The sequence below is a fragment of the Kangiella spongicola genome (genome assembly GCF_003194565.2).
GTDB classification, from domain to species: Bacteria; Pseudomonadota; Gammaproteobacteria; order Enterobacterales; family Kangiellaceae; genus Kangiella; species Kangiella spongicola.
This window is the reverse complement of sequence record NZ_QICH01000001.1, coordinates 1,081,887-1,098,460: the sequence shown is the minus strand read 5'-3', so window position 1 is coordinate 1,098,460 and position 16,574 is coordinate 1,081,887. Positions and strand designations below refer to the sequence as shown.

Here is a 16,574-nt window from a genome sequence, read left to right as displayed (position 1 = left end):
CGGTTCTTTTAATTTCCACTCACTTGTCTACAGTACGTAAACAAAGATAAAGAGTAATACCCACACCACATCAACGAAGTGCCAGTACCATGCTCCCGCTTCATAAGCGAAATGGTCTTTTGGAGTAAAGTGACCCTTAGCACAACGCAGGGTCATGACAATCAAGAAGATGGTACCCACGGTAACGTGCAAGCCGTGGAAGCCGGTTAACATAAAGAATGTTGAGCCATAGAAACCACTTCCTAGAGTCAAGCCCATTTCTTGGTAAGCATGAATGTATTCCCAAACCTGCAATCCAAGGAAGATACAACCAAGAGCTGCCGTAATGGCGGTGAATAAGATTAGCGTTTGGCGGTTCTTCTCAAGTAACGCGTGGTGTGCAATGGTTAAGGTAAATGATGAGAATAATAGGATTGCCGTATTAATTGCTGGCAAGCCCCAGGCACCCATTGCTTCCCAAGATTTAGGCGCATCATTGTTCAGCTCACCTGGCGTTGCAGTCATTGGCCAACTTGGCACCCAATCAGGATATAGAAAATCGTGGGTTGCTGCATTATTGCTGCTACCACCTAGCCACTCCATAACCAATACACGGCCATAGAAAAGCGCACCAAAGAAGGCGGCGAAGAACATCACTTCTGATGTAATAAACCAAATCATACCTTGGCGGAAAGAGCGGCTCATTTGCGCGCTATACAACCCATCTCGAGATTCTCGGATAGTGCTGCTCCACCATGTGGATAGCATATAAATTAATACCGCTAAGCCCAAATATAGTATGTATGCTTCTGGGTAATTACCCTGTACCATTCGAGCCGCGCCGTAGGCTGTCAGCAATAAGCCAATTGAACCAATAAACGGCAGCTTACTCTGTGCTGGTACATAATACTTTTCGTATTCCGTATTTTCTTGTTCACTCATGTTTCGGTCTCCGTTTAAGACGTACCACTTATGGTTACTATTATTTTGATGCGATTTGGTCGTCTTCTGGCGTTACGTTATGCAACGTGTAAGCCAGAGTGATAGTGTCGTAACGCTCTGGAATGTCTTTGTCGACAAAGAAGCGCATAGGCATTTCTTCGCTTTCACCAGCGGCTAAAATCTGCTGATTAAAGCAGAAGCATTCCGTTTTATTGAAATACTGAGCCGTTAAATTTGGCGAAAAGCTTGGAATAGCCTGTCCTATCATTTTCTTACCAGTACGATTTTTCACTGCAAAAAGCACTTCATACTCTTTACCAGGATGTACCTTAATTTCGGTTTGAACTGGGCGGAAGTCCCAAGGCATATCGCCTTTGTTAATGGTCATGAATTGGATCTTAATCTCACGACTCATATCCGGCTCTTGTTCTTCGTAAACGGCTAAGCCATTAACCTTTCCATTAAGGCCTGTGATCTGGCAAAAGACATCGTATAAAGGCACCATCGCAAAGCCAAAAGCCACCATGATGATAACAACGACAAATAACTTCTTTGTCATTACTTTATTATCATTCTGGACTTGCTCTTGGCTCATTGCTTTAACCTCGGTTTCGTCTTATCAACAATTATTAAACTCGTTAATCAGTTCAAACTAATCAATTTTTGGTGGCGTATCAAAGGTGTGATACGGCGCTGGCGAAGGCAGGTGAGTAAACTCAAGCCCTTCAGCATCTTCCCAAACTCGATCAGTCGCTTTCTCACCTTTCTCAAGAATACATACTTTGATTAGGATCCAAGCGAAAAGTAACTGCATTAAGCCGAGTCCGAATGCGCCAATACTCGACATCATATTGAAGTCTGAGAACATGATTGCATAGTCTGGAACACGACGCTGCATTCCCGCAAGACCCGAGAAGTGCATTGGGAAGAAGGTCAAGTTAACGAATACAATCGATAACCAGAAGTGCCACTTCGCCAACTTCTCATCGTACATACGGCCTGTCCACTTAGGTAGCCAATAATACACTGCCGCCATGGTTCCGAAAATCGCACCTGGGAACAATACATAGTGGAAATGCGCTACCACGAAATAAGTATCGTGATACTGCCAATCGACTGGAGTTAACGCTAACATTACTCCAGAGAAGCCACCAATGGTAAAGAGGATAACGAACGCCAAAGCGTAAAGCATTGGAGTTTCATAGGTAATCGAACCTCTCCACATGGTTGCGATCCAGTTGAAGACTTTTACCCCTGTTGGCACCGCAATCAGCATGGTCGCTATCATAAAGAAGAGCTCACCCTTAACTGGCATACCCACGGTGAACATGTGGTGCGCCCAAACGATGAAGGATAGGAACGCAATCGACGCTGTAGCGTAAACCATCGAAGAATAACCAAACAATTTCTTACGTGCGAAGGTCGGGATAATCGCAGAAGCGATACCAAACGCTGGTAAGATCATGATGTAAACTTCTGGGTGACCGAAGAACCAGAACACGTGCTGGAATAAGACAGGGTCACCACCACCGGCAGCATCAAAGAACGAAGTGCCGAAGTTACGATCGGTCAGCATCATAGTCACTGCACCAGCAAGTACTGGCATAACCATGACTAACAAGAACGCTGTAATCAACCAAGTCCAAACGAACATCGGCATCTTCATCAACGTCATTCCTGGTGCACGCATATTAAATACAGTCACAATAACGTTAATCGCACCCATGATGGATGAAATACCCATTAAATGGATGGCAAAAATAAAGAAGTCCGTTGATTCTGGACCATAGGTTGTCGAAAGTGGCGCGTAGAAAGTCCAACCGAAGTTAGGCGCACCGCCTTCCATGAATAGCGTTGATAACAACAAGCCGAAAGCTGCTGGCAAGATCCAGAAGCTCCAGTTGTTCATACGAGGTAACGCCATATCTGGCGCCCCAATCATCATTGGGATCAGCCAGTTCGCTAAACCTACGGTCGCTGGCATTACAGCACCAAAGACCATCACCAAGCCGTGCATGGTGGTCATCTGGTTGAAGAAATCTGGTTCCACAAACTGTAACCCAGGTTGGAATAGCTCGGCACGGATAACCATTGCCATGGCGCCACCAACTAAGAACATGATGAATGAGAACACAAGGTACATAGTACCAATGTCTTTGTGGTTGGTCGTAAACAACCAGCGAGAAATACCTTTTGGTTTATGGTCAGCCATGATTATTCCCCTCCACCATTTTTAATATCGTGAATTTCTTGTGGCTGTACTATATCACCCGTATCGTTGCCCCAAGCATTACGCTCATAAGTGATAATTGCAGCAATTTCGGCTTCGGTTAATTGATTGCCGAACGCTTGCATGGCCGTTCCTGGTACACCGTTTAATACAGTGTCGATATGCTTGGTTAAGCTACCTTCACCAGTTACCATCTCGGTGCCGACCAATGATGGGAATGGACCACTACCCTGACCATTTTCCATATGACATGCTTTACAATAAGTGTTGTACGCAGCTTCACCTTCAGCCATTAACTGGCTCATGGTACGCTCGTTCAAATCAGGACCTGCTTCTGCTTCGGCAACCTTCTCGGCATACCAAGCATCGTACTCATCCTGCGGTAATACTTTGACCACAATCGGCATGAAGCCATGGTCTTGGCCACAAAGCTCAGCACAAACACCTCGATAAGTGCCTGGCTCGTCTACTTTGGCCCAAACTTCATTGATGAAACCTGGAATAGCGTCCTTCTTCACTGAGAAATCAGGCACCCAGAAAGAGTGAATCACATCATCCGAAGTGACTAAGAAGCGAACTTTTTTATTAACAGGGATTACCAATGGGTTGTCGACTTCTAATAGATAGTTTTCGTCTTCAATCTTAACGCCAGAGAAGCCAGAGCCGGCATTTCTCGACATATCACGCGAAGCTTGATCTAAGTTAGAAAAGAATCTTACGTCATTCGCTAAGTTGTCGTCGCCATCAATATACTTATATTCCCACTTCCACTGATAGCCCTTAACCATAACGGTAAGTTCTGAATCACTAGCGTCTTCCATTTTGATTAATAAACCAATCGCAGGAACAGCTAGTGCGATAAGAATAATAAAAGGGATGGCAGTCCAGATAATCTCAACAACGGTGCTGTGAGAAAACTTAGCAGGGTTTGGATTTTTACTTTTACGATGTGCGAACATCGAATAAAACATTACGCCGAACGTGATAATACCGATAATCACACAGACCCAGATAGCGATCATATGCAATTCGTAGACTTCTCTACTAATTTCGGTCACACCCTCACGCATATTGTACTTTATATCGTCACCACAACCACTCAACAATAAGGCTGAGAAAGAAGCAACGAACAAAGCCATTTTGCGGAACAATGACATGCTCTTCTCTCCATTACTATTTATCCGCTGATGCGGAATTTATTATTAAAAAACAAACGGCCCAAACACTAAAAAAACCCCCGTCCTACTCTAAAGCAGAACAGCTTCACAATGATTTGGGTCAACATTTAGGCAAACATACTACTCCCAATGTATGAAAAAAACTAGGCAGACCACAACATTTTCTATCAAAAAAGTTATCAATAACCCCTGCTAGATTTGCTCCAGTCGTTGTTTTTTGGGCGTTTCAATCGGAAAATTAGGATATATTTTTTTAAATTTTTTCCACTGCTCTTTGGCTTTTTCTTTGTCACCACTTTCAAGTAGCGACTCGATTTTAGCTAACCACTCTTCTGCTGGTAGATATGGCGCATCAATTGCGTCTTGGCTCCCCGTGTACTCAACCACTTCAGCCGACGGTAAGCGATTTTTTTCTGGCGGCTCTGCTGCCTTGGCCGTTAAGGCTAGAGTAGCATCTTCATGCATGATCTCTTTCGCTTCCAGCGCGGCGGCATCAGCCATGTACGACCTTTCTTGCTCAGCCTGTTGTATCTTTTTTGACCGCGCCACCTCTTCGTTTTGAACCCTTGCTCCAACAACTGCAAGCCGCTGCAACTCTTGCTCTCGCTGTTCTAAAATCTGGCGCTGACTTATTTTCTCTTTTTTAGCAGGCGCAGAAGCGACTATATCTTGCTCTGTAAAGTGTTCATCTTGCAAAACAATGGTGTTCGTTTTTTGAGCAGCCGTAGACTCTGACGAATAATGTTCGGCAAAGTCCGGCTGGCCATAACCTAGCTCAACCATAAAGCGAGCAATGCCAACTGTAACTACCAACGCCGCCGCCATAGATACCGGAAGTTTTAAGCGCGTCCACCAGCTTAGGTTATTCTCAGCCTGCTGACGCGACTCTAACTCTTTTTGAGCAAACGCCATAATAGACGCATCAAGCTCTGGGCTCGTCGTTTCATCGCTAGCCTCTTGATATGCTTTCGCTAGCTTCTGCTTTGTGTCTTGCTCGTTTTTCATATCGTTGCTCATGACGCGACCTCCGTTTCAAGGTCACTTAGATAATGCTTTAATTTTTCCATTCCGTAACGTAATCGACTTTTAATCGCCTCAGGTTTTTCCTGTACCACTTCTGCGATCTCGTTCACCGTCATACCAGTTTCAAGCTTCATCACCACCACCTCTCGCTGCAAGGCGGGCAGCTTTTCCAGCGCACTTAGGAATTGCTGTTTAGAGCGCTCATACTCTAGTGTGCTTTGTGGTTCAAAACTTTGCTCGCTTTCGGCTTTATCTTCCCAGCCCTCGTTGGCCTGAGTAAATTCTTTTTGACGGCCATTACTTCGGTATAAGTCGATCAGGCGGGTGCGAGCAATGTGGTATAAGTAGGTCGTGAACTTAGCCGAGCTTTTGTAGGAGTTGCTGTGTTTTATCAGACGTTGCCAGGTATCTTGAAACAATTCTTCGGCTTCACTTTTGCTACTCACTTGACGCAAAAAGAAGCGCAGTAATGAATCTTTATGGCGACCATACAACGTTTCAAACGCCTTAATGTTTCCTGTAGCAAAGCCCGCCATCAGCGCCTCATCGCTAATGGCAGGCTCTTTCTCCTTAGACTCAGAATGGGTACAACCTGCACTGTCTTTCAAATACCTAGCCTTATTATCGATCTCTGGGGTTAAAGTAACCTCTTTATAGTGACTGCAGACTTGGCTTTGTGCAAGCATCTTCATAATCGTCATGGCTCTTTTGCGATTCCTAGCGTGCGCCAACAACCGCTTCATCGTCCAACAATTTTGCCATACTGATCAGCTGCATTAGCTCACCTCGATAGCCGTTAACATCCTGCCCTTTCGAGGCTTGCGCTAATTGTTGTGCTTCGTCCCAGCTCCAGTCACCTAAGAACTGTCCACCACGGAGTAACTCGGCAAAGCCTGCCACACTAGCCGCGAATCGTATGTTGTCACCACCTTTTGATTGCTTTAGTGTTTCTGCCTGAAGGTAGTCGCGATAAAGAGTACTTTTATCTTCATCAGGTAATTTATAACGCAAGCTGATCATCGCCGCTTCTGTCAGCTTATGGTCCTCAGTTTTTTCGTTGCTGCTATAACGCAAGGGCTCCATTCGCTTACCCTCAGAGTCTTGCAGCACCACCTCATACAAAGCTGTCACCGTATGGCCGGCACCAATTTCACCCGCATCCACCTTGTCGTTATTAAAGTCTTCACGCTCTAACATACGATTCTGGTAGCCTAGCAATCGATACTCAGCGACCACAGCTGGATTAAACTCCACCTGAATTTTTACGTCTTTGGCAATGGTCATTAAGGTTCCAGCTCGCTGATCGACAAGCAGCTTTTTAGCTTCCAGCAAGTTATCTATATAGCCGTAGTTGCCGTTGCCTTTATTTGCGAGCTGTTCCATAAGGTGTTCGTTATAGTTACCCGTACCGAAACCTAGCGCGCTAAAACCAATACCCGTTTTGCGTTTGCGCTCAACCATATCGATCAGTTGCTCACGATTTACAGTACCCACATTAAAGTCGCCATCCGTCGCTAAGATCACGCGGTTAATACCATCTTTGATAAAAGCTTTTTCCGCCATTTTATAAGCCAGCTCGATGCCTGCTCCACCATTGGTCGAGCCTCCAGCAATCAGGCTGTCGAGCGCTTGCTCTATTTTTATACGATCGTTAGCTGCCGTAGGCTCTAGCACCACGCCCGATGCGCCGGCATACACCACCAGCGAGATCGTATCTTGCTCACGACTGCCTTTAGCCAACATCTTTAACGCCTTTTTCACCAAGCCTAACTTGTTAGGGCTGCGCATTGAACCAGACACATCGACTAAGAAAACCAAATTAGAAGGGGGCAACTCACTCGATGCCTCTTCATAACCTTTAATACCAATTTGTAGTAACTTCGCCTCCTTATTCCACGGCGCCGTCATGACTTCTGTCGATACTGAGAAAGGCATCTCCTTCGAGTCTGGCGTTGGGTAGTCGTAATTAAAATAGTTTACAAACTCTTCTAGGCGAACCGCATCGGTCGGCGGTAGCTGTCCGTTATTTAGCATGCGTCTAACGTTGGAATAAGACCCTGTATCGACATCGATACTAAAGGTAGAAACAGGCTGCTCTCTTGTAGAGTGGACGTCAGAAGCTTCTATCTTTTGGTACTTTTCGTTTCGATACTGCTCATGATTAACCAAAGGTGTGCCCGCAACAGGGTGTGGGCTCGACACCATTACTTTTTGTGGCGCTGCATAGTCTAATTCACTAAGAGCGACTCTTGAGCCAACGACAATTACCTTTTCAGCTTCTTTTGCTACCTGTCTTTGCTTACGCTCGACTTGTAACGCTCGTTGTTTCGCGCTGTTGTGTGCTTGCTCTTTTTTAGCATGACTCTTAACTCGATCTGTTAATTCACGCTGCTCGGAAGTGGCAACCTTAACGTCATCAGACTTATGGTCTTTTGAGCTTTGACAAGCGCTTAAAGAAACCATCACCAAACTAGCGACTAAAGCGTATTTAAAGGTTGCAGATTTGTGATTCGTTTTCATGCTTAACTCCTATTTAAGTATTTTCATCATTCTCTAGCGCTCAGTCCCCAGTAACAGGCTCTAAGCCTTCGATTTACCTCTATAAACGTGGTCGTACCTAAAAAGGGTTAACTTTTTTTAAAAAATTGATAGAGTGAGCTTAATTAGTCGAAACCATTCCAACCATGAACCACAAACAGCTAGAAAGCCTGGTGCACCAGGAAATCCCAATTACTCAAGCACTTGATATTCGAATTCAAGAACTTACCGAGAGCAGTATTCGTGTAATGGCTCCTTTCGAAGCCAATAAAAACATTCATAACACCGCTTTTGCTGGAAGTATTTATACCGTTGCAACAATCGCCGGTTGGTCACTGGTCACAAGCTTAGCGCTACAACATAACCTCGAAGGCTCGGTGGTTTTAGCCAAAGCTAATATTCAGTATAAAAAACCTATCAATGGTGACATTGTTGCTGAATGTCGAGTGGAGAGCGATGATCTCATCGACTCTTTTGTTGCATCTTTTAAGCGAAAGAACCGTGCACGAATAGAGCTTGAGATTAACCTTGTGGAAGATGGCATTATCAAAGCAATCCTCAGTGCTAACTTTGCCCTTGTGGGAAAATAGTAACAACAAGGAGCCTTCTCACACTTTGCGTCGTCATCACGATATATTCAATTCGCTGTCATGAAATTGTCATACTGAGCCTATAACCAACCTCTATAATTAGCGCCATTCTGTTTTTATATAAGTGCGCAGATTATGCGCATAGAGGTTTTGTTAATGCCCAATTCCCTTTTCAGCCGCTTTATAGCGGCCTGCTTATTATGCTTTTATTTATCAGTTGGCTCAGCCAGTGAGCCTCAAGGTGACTCAAGAAACAGTGCCTTAACCGAGTCCGAAATACTCTTCACCCTAAGTGGCTCTAACACTATCGGTGAAAAGCTTGCCCCGGCCTTAGCTCAGCGCTTCCTTGAAAAGTTAGGCGCTCGAAATATTCAATTATCTCAGACTCACGCCGTCGAAAAAACAGTCTCAGGAGTTCTGCCAAATGGCAAATCTTCAGCCATTGAAATAAAGGCTCACGGTAGCTCCACAGGTTTTAAAGCTTTAGCACATAATGAAACCGATATTGCCATGGCTTCGCGGAGAATTAAGGACAGTGAACGTAGCGAACTTTTAGAAAAGCATGGCGACTTAAGTGCTATCGACAGTGAATATACCATAGCCGTTGATGGTCTTGCGGTGATTGTCCATCCCGATATCGCCATTAAACAGTTAAATACCGAGCAGTTGGCTCATATCTTTTCAGGGAAAGTCACCAATTGGAGTGAGCTTGGGGGTAACGATAGACCAATTAAGTTATTTGCTCGTGACGAGCAGTCTGGAACCTACGATACTTTTAAATCCCTCGTCTTAAAGCGCCACAAAGTCGCGCTGTCACCGCAGGCTAAGCGTTTTGAGTCTTCGGGAAAGTTATCAAAACTAGTAAGCACGACTCAGGGCGCTATCGGCTTTGTTGCCCTGCCTTATGTCAATGACGCCAAGCCCATCGCTGTCGCAGAAGCAGGAGCATCCCTATATTTCATGCCTAACACATTTACCGTTAGCACCGAGGATTACGCCCTAAGTCGTCGTTTATATTTATATCTACCGGCGAACAGCACTAACCCTTACGCACAGCAATTTATTGATTTCGTACTGAAAGATGAAGCTCAAAAAGTTGTCGAGGAAAGTAATCTTGTCTCGTTAATGATCAATGATGCCACAGTACACTTTAATCGAAACTATCCACCTCGTTACTTAAATATGATTCGTGAATCAAAGCGTTTATCGGTCACCTTTCACTTTGATCACAATCTAAAACTTGATAATAAAGGGCAACGAGATATCGGTCGCCTTGTCGATTACATAAAACACAACGCTATCAGTGATGTTTTTGTTTTCGGCTTTAGCGCAGAAAGTCTAGACGCTTCCCACGACAAGACTCTATCTAAAGAGTTAGCCAACACCATCAGCGCAAAACTTGAAAAACTGGGCGTGAATCCTTTCTACACCCAAGGTTATGGCAGTCGCGGCGCCATTGCCTCTAATGATACTGCAAATGGTCGGGCCAAAAACCAGCGAGTTGAGATTTGGGTCGGACGCTAAGTAAATGCATCGCTTACAAGCCAAGTAAGTGCTTACGAAGCTGGCTACAGGTCTGAACAAATACTCGATGGAACTCAATAGGACTGAGGTTCTTCGACATTTGCTGACGCGAAATCAAATAATCTTCGGCGCTATCGCCCAGCTGTGCAAGCATAGTCGACAGCTGGGCACTGACTGCGTGAAAGTCATCGACCTCTTGCATTAAGCGTAAACAATCGAATAGCAGCCCGCTTGCTTCCTCTCGAAACTGAAAATGAGCACTCAGCGCATTACATTGATTTAGAGCCTTGCTTGCGCCCGCCAACTTTGGGCAGGCAGAGCTTTTTAGGATTTGATAGATATGTTGCGCACAGGTGATATCGATTTCAATATCCGCAAAGTGATACCCTGTGCCGTTTAGAATGGGGGGAAGCGAAGCACCTTTTGCATTTTCGTACCAATCAAACTCTGGAACGGTTTCACCTTCTGTCGCAAACTCTGCAACAAGCTTCTGCCGCACATCAAACTCTAGTTGCTTGCCAAGCCCCTGCGGGCTGCATGAATCCAGCAATTGATGCTGATACGGAAAGGGGTATAGCCGTAGATGCTCGCTTGCAGCGACTGACGAAGTAAGTATTGCCGTATAAAAAAGCTCTTGATTAGTGCCGTCACCGCTAGAGGCGAACGCGACCAATGAATCGGTAACCACTAAGGAGATATCATCAGCATGTATTTCGCTTCTAGGATAAACACCGATTGGCGACATCAGTCGATACGCCCATTCAGCCTCTAACTTCTCTCTCACGCTAGCCATACTCCCCCCTCACTACGCCTTTTTATACAAGGCTAAGAACAAACGCTTATAAGTCAGCCATAAAAAAGGTCAGCGATTGCTGACCTTTTTCTATTAACGTTCGTACTGGTATATCTCATGATTCTTTGACGGCCCGCTAGTGGACACTTCTAAATCTTTGATATGACCATTTTTCAGACTGTAGCACCAGCCATGAACGCTAAGTTTTTGTCCGCGCTTCCAAGCATCTTGTACGATGGTTGATTCACAGACGTTTTGCGCTTGCTGAATTACGTTCAATTCACACATTAAGTCAGAACGCTCTGACTCATCAGTTATAGTCTTAAATTTCTCTTCGTGCTTAATATACACATCTTTAATGTTGGTTAACCAGCTATCGATTAAGCCTAGTTGCTTGTTACTTAAAGCTGCGTTAACACCACCACAACCATAATGGCCACAGACAATAATATGCTCAACCTTTAATACTTCTACCGCAAACTGCATCACTGACAAGCAATTCAAGTCAACGTGCGATACTACGTTAGCCACATTACGGTGAACAAAAACCTCACCTGGCATCAATCCTGTAATTTGGTTTGCAGGAACGCGGCTATCAGAACAACCGATCCAAAAATACTTTGGTGCTTGTTGCTCAGAAAGCTCATTGAAAAAATCAGGCTTCTCACCCAGTTTATTGGCTGCCCACTCACGATTTTGCTCAAGAAGTTTTTTTACGTCGCTCATTGTTTGTAACGTGTTTTAGACCGTAGGCACATAATAACATGGAATTTATTCCTAACTCAGCAACAAATTTTTACTTTTTCTTTCTTTGCATCACCCGAATATTCACATAATAGCGCTTATCTTTAGTGTAAGTTCCAGAAGAGCTAGTCCCCGTAAACTCCCACCACCCCTCTTTAGTCATTTCGATCGCCAATTCATTCCACTTCTTGGTATGCTCAATGTCGACTTTAGACATCATCTCACACATTGTCGTTTTACAAGTTACTCGAAAATCCAACAAATAGTTTGAATACGGATGATTCATAACAAAAGTTGTTATTTGCTGCTCTATCGCAGGGCCCCAGCTCAAGTCTTGCTCCTCATTCATTAAATCGCGATGTAGCTCTGGCAAATCCTTACGACGCTCAGGCGGGTCTAATAACTGATGATACTCCTCAGGAAAGTCGCGAAGATACTCGCTCACTTCATTTTCAGAGTTTGCCTGTGAAAAATCCGTCGGTGTTGCCCCTACTCCAGACGAAGGTTTATTGCCACCAACAACAACGCCATTTGGATTAGAAGAAGGCCCTATATTCTTGTTTTTATTAAGCTCATCCAGCGAAACAGCTTTCTTCTTACCCCTAGTTTCGTCTTCCTTATCGCCGCCTGCAGGCTCATCCACTCGAGGATCTGCGCTAAAGAAATCATCCGAATCGCTTCCCTCATCTTTTTCTACAACGTTTTCAGATATCGCAGGCTCCAGCACTTCCTGCTTTGGTTGCAAAAGCCCATAACCTACGGCCCCAATAACAACGCCAAGAGCAACTTTTAATATCGTCTCCATATTTACATCCTCTCCCTACTGTACTTACTTAATTAAAGTTCGAAGTTTATACGAGCGACCTACTTTACCAACACTTCCGCTTATTTCTAGCACCATTACGCTAAGCAGACAAAAAATACCGCATATAGAGACTATTGACACAAATCCGACACTTTATTACAGACGAAAAAAAGCCCCGCGATTGCGAGGCTCTTATAATTAGCATTTATTGTAATACCGTAAAAACGTTCAGTTCACCTTTAGTATTTCTTTTTTGAACAGTCACCGTATTAAATTTGCTTTCCCACCAAGCTTGTAGCTTCATATCATTAACAACCTGGCTCCACACAGCGTTGTCTAATGAATACACTGTTGCATAAATTTCACAAATGCTTGTTTTACACTTAACCCCTATAAGTCTAAAAAGCTCTGAGCTAGGGTGGCTATACAGATAACTCTCTATTTGCTGTTCTTTTTCAAGCGCCCAATGATCATTTTTCTCTTCAGTTATAAACTCCGCATGCACAGACTCTAGAAAGCCAAATCTCGTCCCAATGTTATCGAAATTTAACATATCCTTATGGGTTTCAGGTAAGTCTTGATAAAATGCTTTCTCTACATCAGGCTCTTGCAAAGACTTGATAGGTCTAATAGGCGCTGCGCCTTTATTAGCTTTAAGCTCAGCTAGCTCTTCACTTAACTCTTTATTTTTAGCTTCAAGCCTTTTTATAACCAGTGAGTTATTATCAGAGTTATCCATACCAATAACATCACTATTCTGCTCATACTCTTTTATTGCCTCATTTGAGTTACCCGCCTCTTGAGCAACTCTAGTACCACTATCCATATCTTCAAGCACTATAAAACATGCCATAAACCCTATAAACACACCTGTAATAAACTTTATCATTCCTTTCTCCAATTAGTTGCCGTATTAGTTTTCGCCCTGCTTCAATTCACCGCTATTTTAGCTTCTTATAATATTTGTACATAATAAAAAGGCCCTGCAGTGCAGAGCCTTTTAGAGTAACTATTTAACGCAGATGTTTTGGCTTTGTAACGCGGCGCAGGCTGTAATGAGGCGCGGAGTTGGCTCTAGCCAATGAGCACCGCAATTAGGCCTGCAACAAAGTTACAAATCAAAACAGCAAGTTAAATTACATCATACCTGGCATGCCACCCATACCACCCATACCGCCCATATCTGGAGCAGCACCTTCGTCTTTCTTAGGTAGGTCGGTAACCATTGCTTCGGTAGTGATCATTAGTGCGGCGATAGAGGCTGCGTTTTGTAGCGCGCTACGCGTTACTTTTGCTGGGTCTAGGATACCCATTTCTACTACGTCGCCGAACTCGCCTGTTGCTGCGTTATAGCCGAAGTTACCTTCGCCTTCTTTAACTTTAGCAACAACTACTGCAGGCTCTGCACCAGCGTTTGATACGATTTGACGTAATGGAGCTTCCATCGCACGTAGTGCAATTTTAATACCTACGTTTTGGTCTTCGTTATCACCACGAAGCTCGCCTAGGTTTGATAGTACGCGTACTAGAGCTGTACCACCACCGGCTACAACACCTTCTTCAACCGCTGCACGAGTTGCGTGCAATGCATCGTCAACACGGTCTTTCTTCTCTTTCATTTCAACTTCAGTTGCTGCGCCAACTTTGATGACCGCAACACCGCCAGCTAATTTAGCCACACGCTCTTGAAGCTTTTCTTTGTCGTAGTCTGAAGACGTTTCTTCGATTTGCGCACGAATTTGCTTCACGCGACCTTCGATTTGAGCTTTGTCACCAGCACCGTCAATCACAGTAGTGTTGTCTTTGCTGATTTGAACACGCTTCGCTTGACCCAGCTGTGCAAGCTCAGTGTTTTCTAAGCTCATACCTAAGTCTTCAGAAATTACTGTAGCGCCAGTTAGGATTGCGATGTCTTCTAACATTGCTTTACGACGGTCGCCAAAGCCAGGAGCTTTTACAGCTGCAACTTTTACGATACCGCGCATGTTGTTGACAACTAGTGTTGCTAGCGCTTCGCCTTCAACATCTTCTGCTACGATTAATAGCGGACGACTTGATTTAGCCACTGCTTCTAATGTTGGTAGCAATTCACGGATGTTTGAGATTTTCTTGTCGACCAATAATAAGTATGGGTTTTCAAGATCGGCGATCATGCCTTCAGTGTCAGTCACGAAGTATGGCGATAAGTAACCGCGGTCAAACTGCATACCTTCAACAACTTCTAGTTCGTTGTCTAGGCCAGAGCCTTCTTCAACCGTGATAACGCCTTCTTTGCCAACTTTTTGCATTGCTTCAGCAATGATTTTACCAACGTTTTCGTCAGAGTTAGCTGAGATAGTACCTACTTGTGAGATAGCTTTTTGATCTTCACATGGTACAGCGATTTTCTTTAGCTCTTCGACCGCCGCAACTACAGCTTTGTCGATACCACGCTTAAGATCCATTGGGTTCATACCAGCGGCAACTGATTTTAAACCTTCGTTAACGATAGATTGCGCTAGTACTGTTGCAGTCGTTGTACCGTCACCAGCGATATCGTTGGTTTGCGATGCAACTTCTTTAACCATCTGTGCGCCCATGTTCTCGAACTTATCTTCTAGTTCGATTTCTTTCGCTACAGAAACACCATCTTTAGTGATAGTCGGTGCGCCAAATGATTTGTCTAAAACTACGTTACGACCTTTAGGGCCTAATGTAACGCGAACAGCATTTGCTAGTGTATTAACACCCTGCAACATACCTTTACGGGCTTCATCACCAAAACGTACGTCTTTTGCCATGATTAAATTCCTCTAAATTCGTTGAGTGTATTCTTATTAGCCTTCAATTACAGCCATGATGTCGTCTTCGCGTAATACTAGAAGCTCTTCGCCATCGGCTTTAACTTCTGTACCGGCAAATTTACCGAACAAAACTTTATCGCCGACTTTAACGTCTAGGGCACGTACATCGCCAGACTCTAAAGGCTTGCCATTACCTACAGCGATGATTTCGCCACGGCTTGGCTTTTCTTTTGCATTGTCTGGAATGACGATACCGCCAGCAGTTGTAGTTTCTTCTTCTAAACGACGCACAATGACGCGGTCATGTAATGGACGTAAGCTCATGTTTTTTTCTCCTAATAGAAAGTGTTTTACTTACTATGAAAAATTGGTTGGAAAAGATATGGGGTCAATTTTTTAGCACTCAAGGGGATCGAGTGCTAATTTTTTAAATTTTTTTCTATTTTTCTAACCTATCGCGCTCTGGCTTATCCGTTCGTTCGTATTCACCATCCACCGTGTTCTCATCATCCTGCGGTCGCGTCTGACCAAAAGGGTTGCCCCCAGCCTGATATGAAGCACCAGCGTGCATCCCTTGAACTTTGAACATTCCCTTTTTAATCAATGCCTTAGCGAAATATTCGCGAGTTTGTGGAATTAGCCAAAGGAAGCCTATAGCGTCGGTGACAAAGCCTGGTGTGATTAAGAAAGCCCCAGCAATAATTAATAAGACACCTTCGACCATTTCTTGCGCTGGCGCTTGCCCTTGGCGCATTTTTTCTTGCAGCTTGGCGAAGACGCTAAAACCCTGCTGTTTTAGCATGGTGACGCCGATAATACCGGTCAATAGGATCAGGCCAATGGTCGGAATAGCTCCAATTAAGCTGCCTACGCTAATTAGGACATAGATTTCAGCAACCGCTAAAACTATGAAAAGTAAGAAAAAATTTCTGAACCACATAAATTCGTGTTTCCCATCAGCGTTCGCTGAAGTGTATTAATGGAAAGCTTATCAAAGCTTTATATACCGTTATAATGGGGACAAGATACTCGATAACAAGTTCATAATAAGGCTGCTTCACCATGGTTTTTTCTAAATCCAAAGAGATTGAACGTAATTTTCAAATAGCGCTATGCACCGCACCCGACCAAGCTACAGCTGAGTCATTAGCTGAAAAAATGGTGCAACAAAACCTCGCTGCATGCGTCAATATCATTCCAGCAATCACCAGTGTGTACCAGTGGCAGGGGCAGATTGAAAAAGAGCCAGAAGTTTTATTGGTCATCAAAACGGCTGAAGAATTAATGCTAGAGCTCGAGGAATTGCTTAATGAAGAGCATCCTTATGAAGTGTTTGAGCTGATTAGTTGCAACATCGAGCAAGCCGCGACGGCTTATTTGCAGTGGCTCAATGACTCGGTGTGATTTCTTTTGAATTTGCATCCTAATGTAAAGTCCTTGTAAAT

17 protein-coding genes are annotated in these 16,574 nt (G+C 44.1%); 3 read left to right on the top strand and 14 right to left on the bottom strand.

Annotated features, from left to right (window positions below; all coding sequences use genetic code 11):
- Positions 1-27 precede the first annotated feature (27 nt).
- From DL796_RS05005 to DL796_RS04975, 7 genes are all read right to left on the bottom strand, one after another.
- Entirely contained in the window at positions 28-921 is an 894-nt protein-coding gene (locus DL796_RS05005; protein WP_110200557.1) for a cytochrome c oxidase subunit 3, read from the bottom strand.
- A gap of 40 nt (positions 922-961) precedes the next feature.
- A complete protein-coding gene (locus tag DL796_RS05000; RefSeq protein ID WP_110200556.1) occupies positions 962-1,516 on the bottom strand; it encodes a cytochrome c oxidase assembly protein in 555 nt (184 codons plus the stop codon).
- A 57-nt stretch (positions 1,517-1,573) separates the two neighbouring features.
- Positions 1,574-3,133, bottom strand: coding sequence for a cytochrome c oxidase subunit I (gene ctaD / locus DL796_RS04995; protein ID WP_110200555.1), 1,560 nt, complete (start codon positions 3,131-3,133; stop codon positions 1,574-1,576).
- A 2-nt stretch (positions 3,134-3,135) separates the two neighbouring features.
- Positions 3,136-4,308, bottom strand: a complete 1,173-nt coding sequence (coxB, locus tag DL796_RS04990; RefSeq protein WP_110200554.1) for a cytochrome c oxidase subunit II — start codon at positions 4,306-4,308, stop codon at positions 3,136-3,138.
- A gap of 213 nt (positions 4,309-4,521) precedes the next feature.
- A complete protein-coding gene (locus DL796_RS04985; protein ID WP_110200553.1) occupies positions 4,522-5,346 on the bottom strand; it encodes a hypothetical protein in 825 nt (274 codons plus the stop codon).
- Positions 5,343-6,095, bottom strand: coding sequence for a sigma-70 family RNA polymerase sigma factor (locus tag DL796_RS04980; protein WP_110200552.1), 753 nt, complete (start codon positions 6,093-6,095; stop codon positions 5,343-5,345). Before DL796_RS04980 ends, DL796_RS04985 begins: the two co-directional genes overlap by 4 nt.
- Positions 6,070-7,872: a vWA domain-containing protein gene (locus DL796_RS04975; RefSeq protein ID WP_110200551.1), complete on the bottom strand. Its 1,803-nt coding sequence runs from the start codon at positions 7,870-7,872 to the stop codon at positions 6,070-6,072. Before DL796_RS04975 ends, DL796_RS04980 begins: the two co-directional genes overlap by 26 nt.
- 164 nt (positions 7,873-8,036) lie before the next feature.
- On the opposite strand from DL796_RS04975, the gene DL796_RS04970 reads away from it, so the two are divergent.
- Together DL796_RS04970 and DL796_RS04965 are read left to right on the top strand one after the other, a co-directional pair.
- A complete protein-coding gene (locus DL796_RS04970) occupies positions 8,037-8,480 on the top strand; it encodes a YiiD C-terminal domain-containing protein (RefSeq protein ID WP_110200550.1) in 444 nt (147 codons plus the stop codon).
- Positions 8,481-8,636: 156 nt separating this feature from the next.
- A complete protein-coding gene (locus DL796_RS04965; protein ID WP_110200725.1) occupies positions 8,637-10,004 on the top strand; it encodes a substrate-binding domain-containing protein in 1,368 nt (455 codons plus the stop codon).
- A gap of 13 nt (positions 10,005-10,017) precedes the next feature.
- Here the strand turns inward: DL796_RS04965 and DL796_RS04960 are convergent, their stop codons facing one another.
- The 7 genes from DL796_RS04960 to DL796_RS04930 form a co-directional block, all read right to left on the bottom strand.
- The gene (locus DL796_RS04960; RefSeq protein WP_110200549.1) at positions 10,018-10,797 is read right to left on the bottom strand and encodes a hypothetical protein; all 780 of its coding nucleotides are present in this window, start codon (positions 10,795-10,797) and stop codon (positions 10,018-10,020) included.
- A gap of 93 nt (positions 10,798-10,890) precedes the next feature.
- Complete coding sequence (gene can, locus DL796_RS04955) at positions 10,891-11,523, bottom strand: carbonate dehydratase (RefSeq protein WP_110200548.1); 633 nt, start codon at positions 11,521-11,523, stop codon at positions 10,891-10,893.
- A 70-nt stretch (positions 11,524-11,593) separates the two neighbouring features.
- Positions 11,594-12,346: a hypothetical protein gene (locus tag DL796_RS04950; protein WP_110200547.1), complete on the bottom strand. Its 753-nt coding sequence runs from the start codon at positions 12,344-12,346 to the stop codon at positions 11,594-11,596.
- 205 nt (positions 12,347-12,551) lie between these two features.
- The gene (locus DL796_RS04945) at positions 12,552-13,235 is read right to left on the bottom strand and encodes a hypothetical protein (RefSeq protein WP_110200546.1); all 684 of its coding nucleotides are present in this window, start codon (positions 13,233-13,235) and stop codon (positions 12,552-12,554) included.
- A gap of 247 nt (positions 13,236-13,482) precedes the next feature.
- On the bottom strand, positions 13,483-15,129 hold the full coding sequence (groL, locus tag DL796_RS04940) for a chaperonin GroEL (protein WP_110200545.1): 1,647 nt from the start codon (positions 15,127-15,129) through the stop codon (positions 13,483-13,485).
- 33 nt (positions 15,130-15,162) lie between these two features.
- Positions 15,163-15,453, bottom strand: a complete 291-nt coding sequence (gene groES, locus DL796_RS04935) for a co-chaperone GroES (RefSeq protein ID WP_110200544.1) — start codon at positions 15,451-15,453, stop codon at positions 15,163-15,165.
- Between the two features lie 115 nt (positions 15,454-15,568).
- Positions 15,569-16,069 (bottom strand): FxsA family protein, encoded by a 501-nt coding sequence (locus DL796_RS04930; protein WP_110200543.1) that lies wholly within the window; start codon positions 16,067-16,069, stop codon positions 15,569-15,571.
- 122 nt (positions 16,070-16,191) lie between these two features.
- Here DL796_RS04930 and cutA point away from each other — a divergent pair, with 122 nt between their 5' ends.
- Positions 16,192-16,533, top strand: coding sequence for a divalent-cation tolerance protein CutA (gene cutA / locus DL796_RS04925; RefSeq protein WP_110200542.1), 342 nt, complete (start codon positions 16,192-16,194; stop codon positions 16,531-16,533).
- Positions 16,534-16,574: the final 41 nt, after the last annotated feature.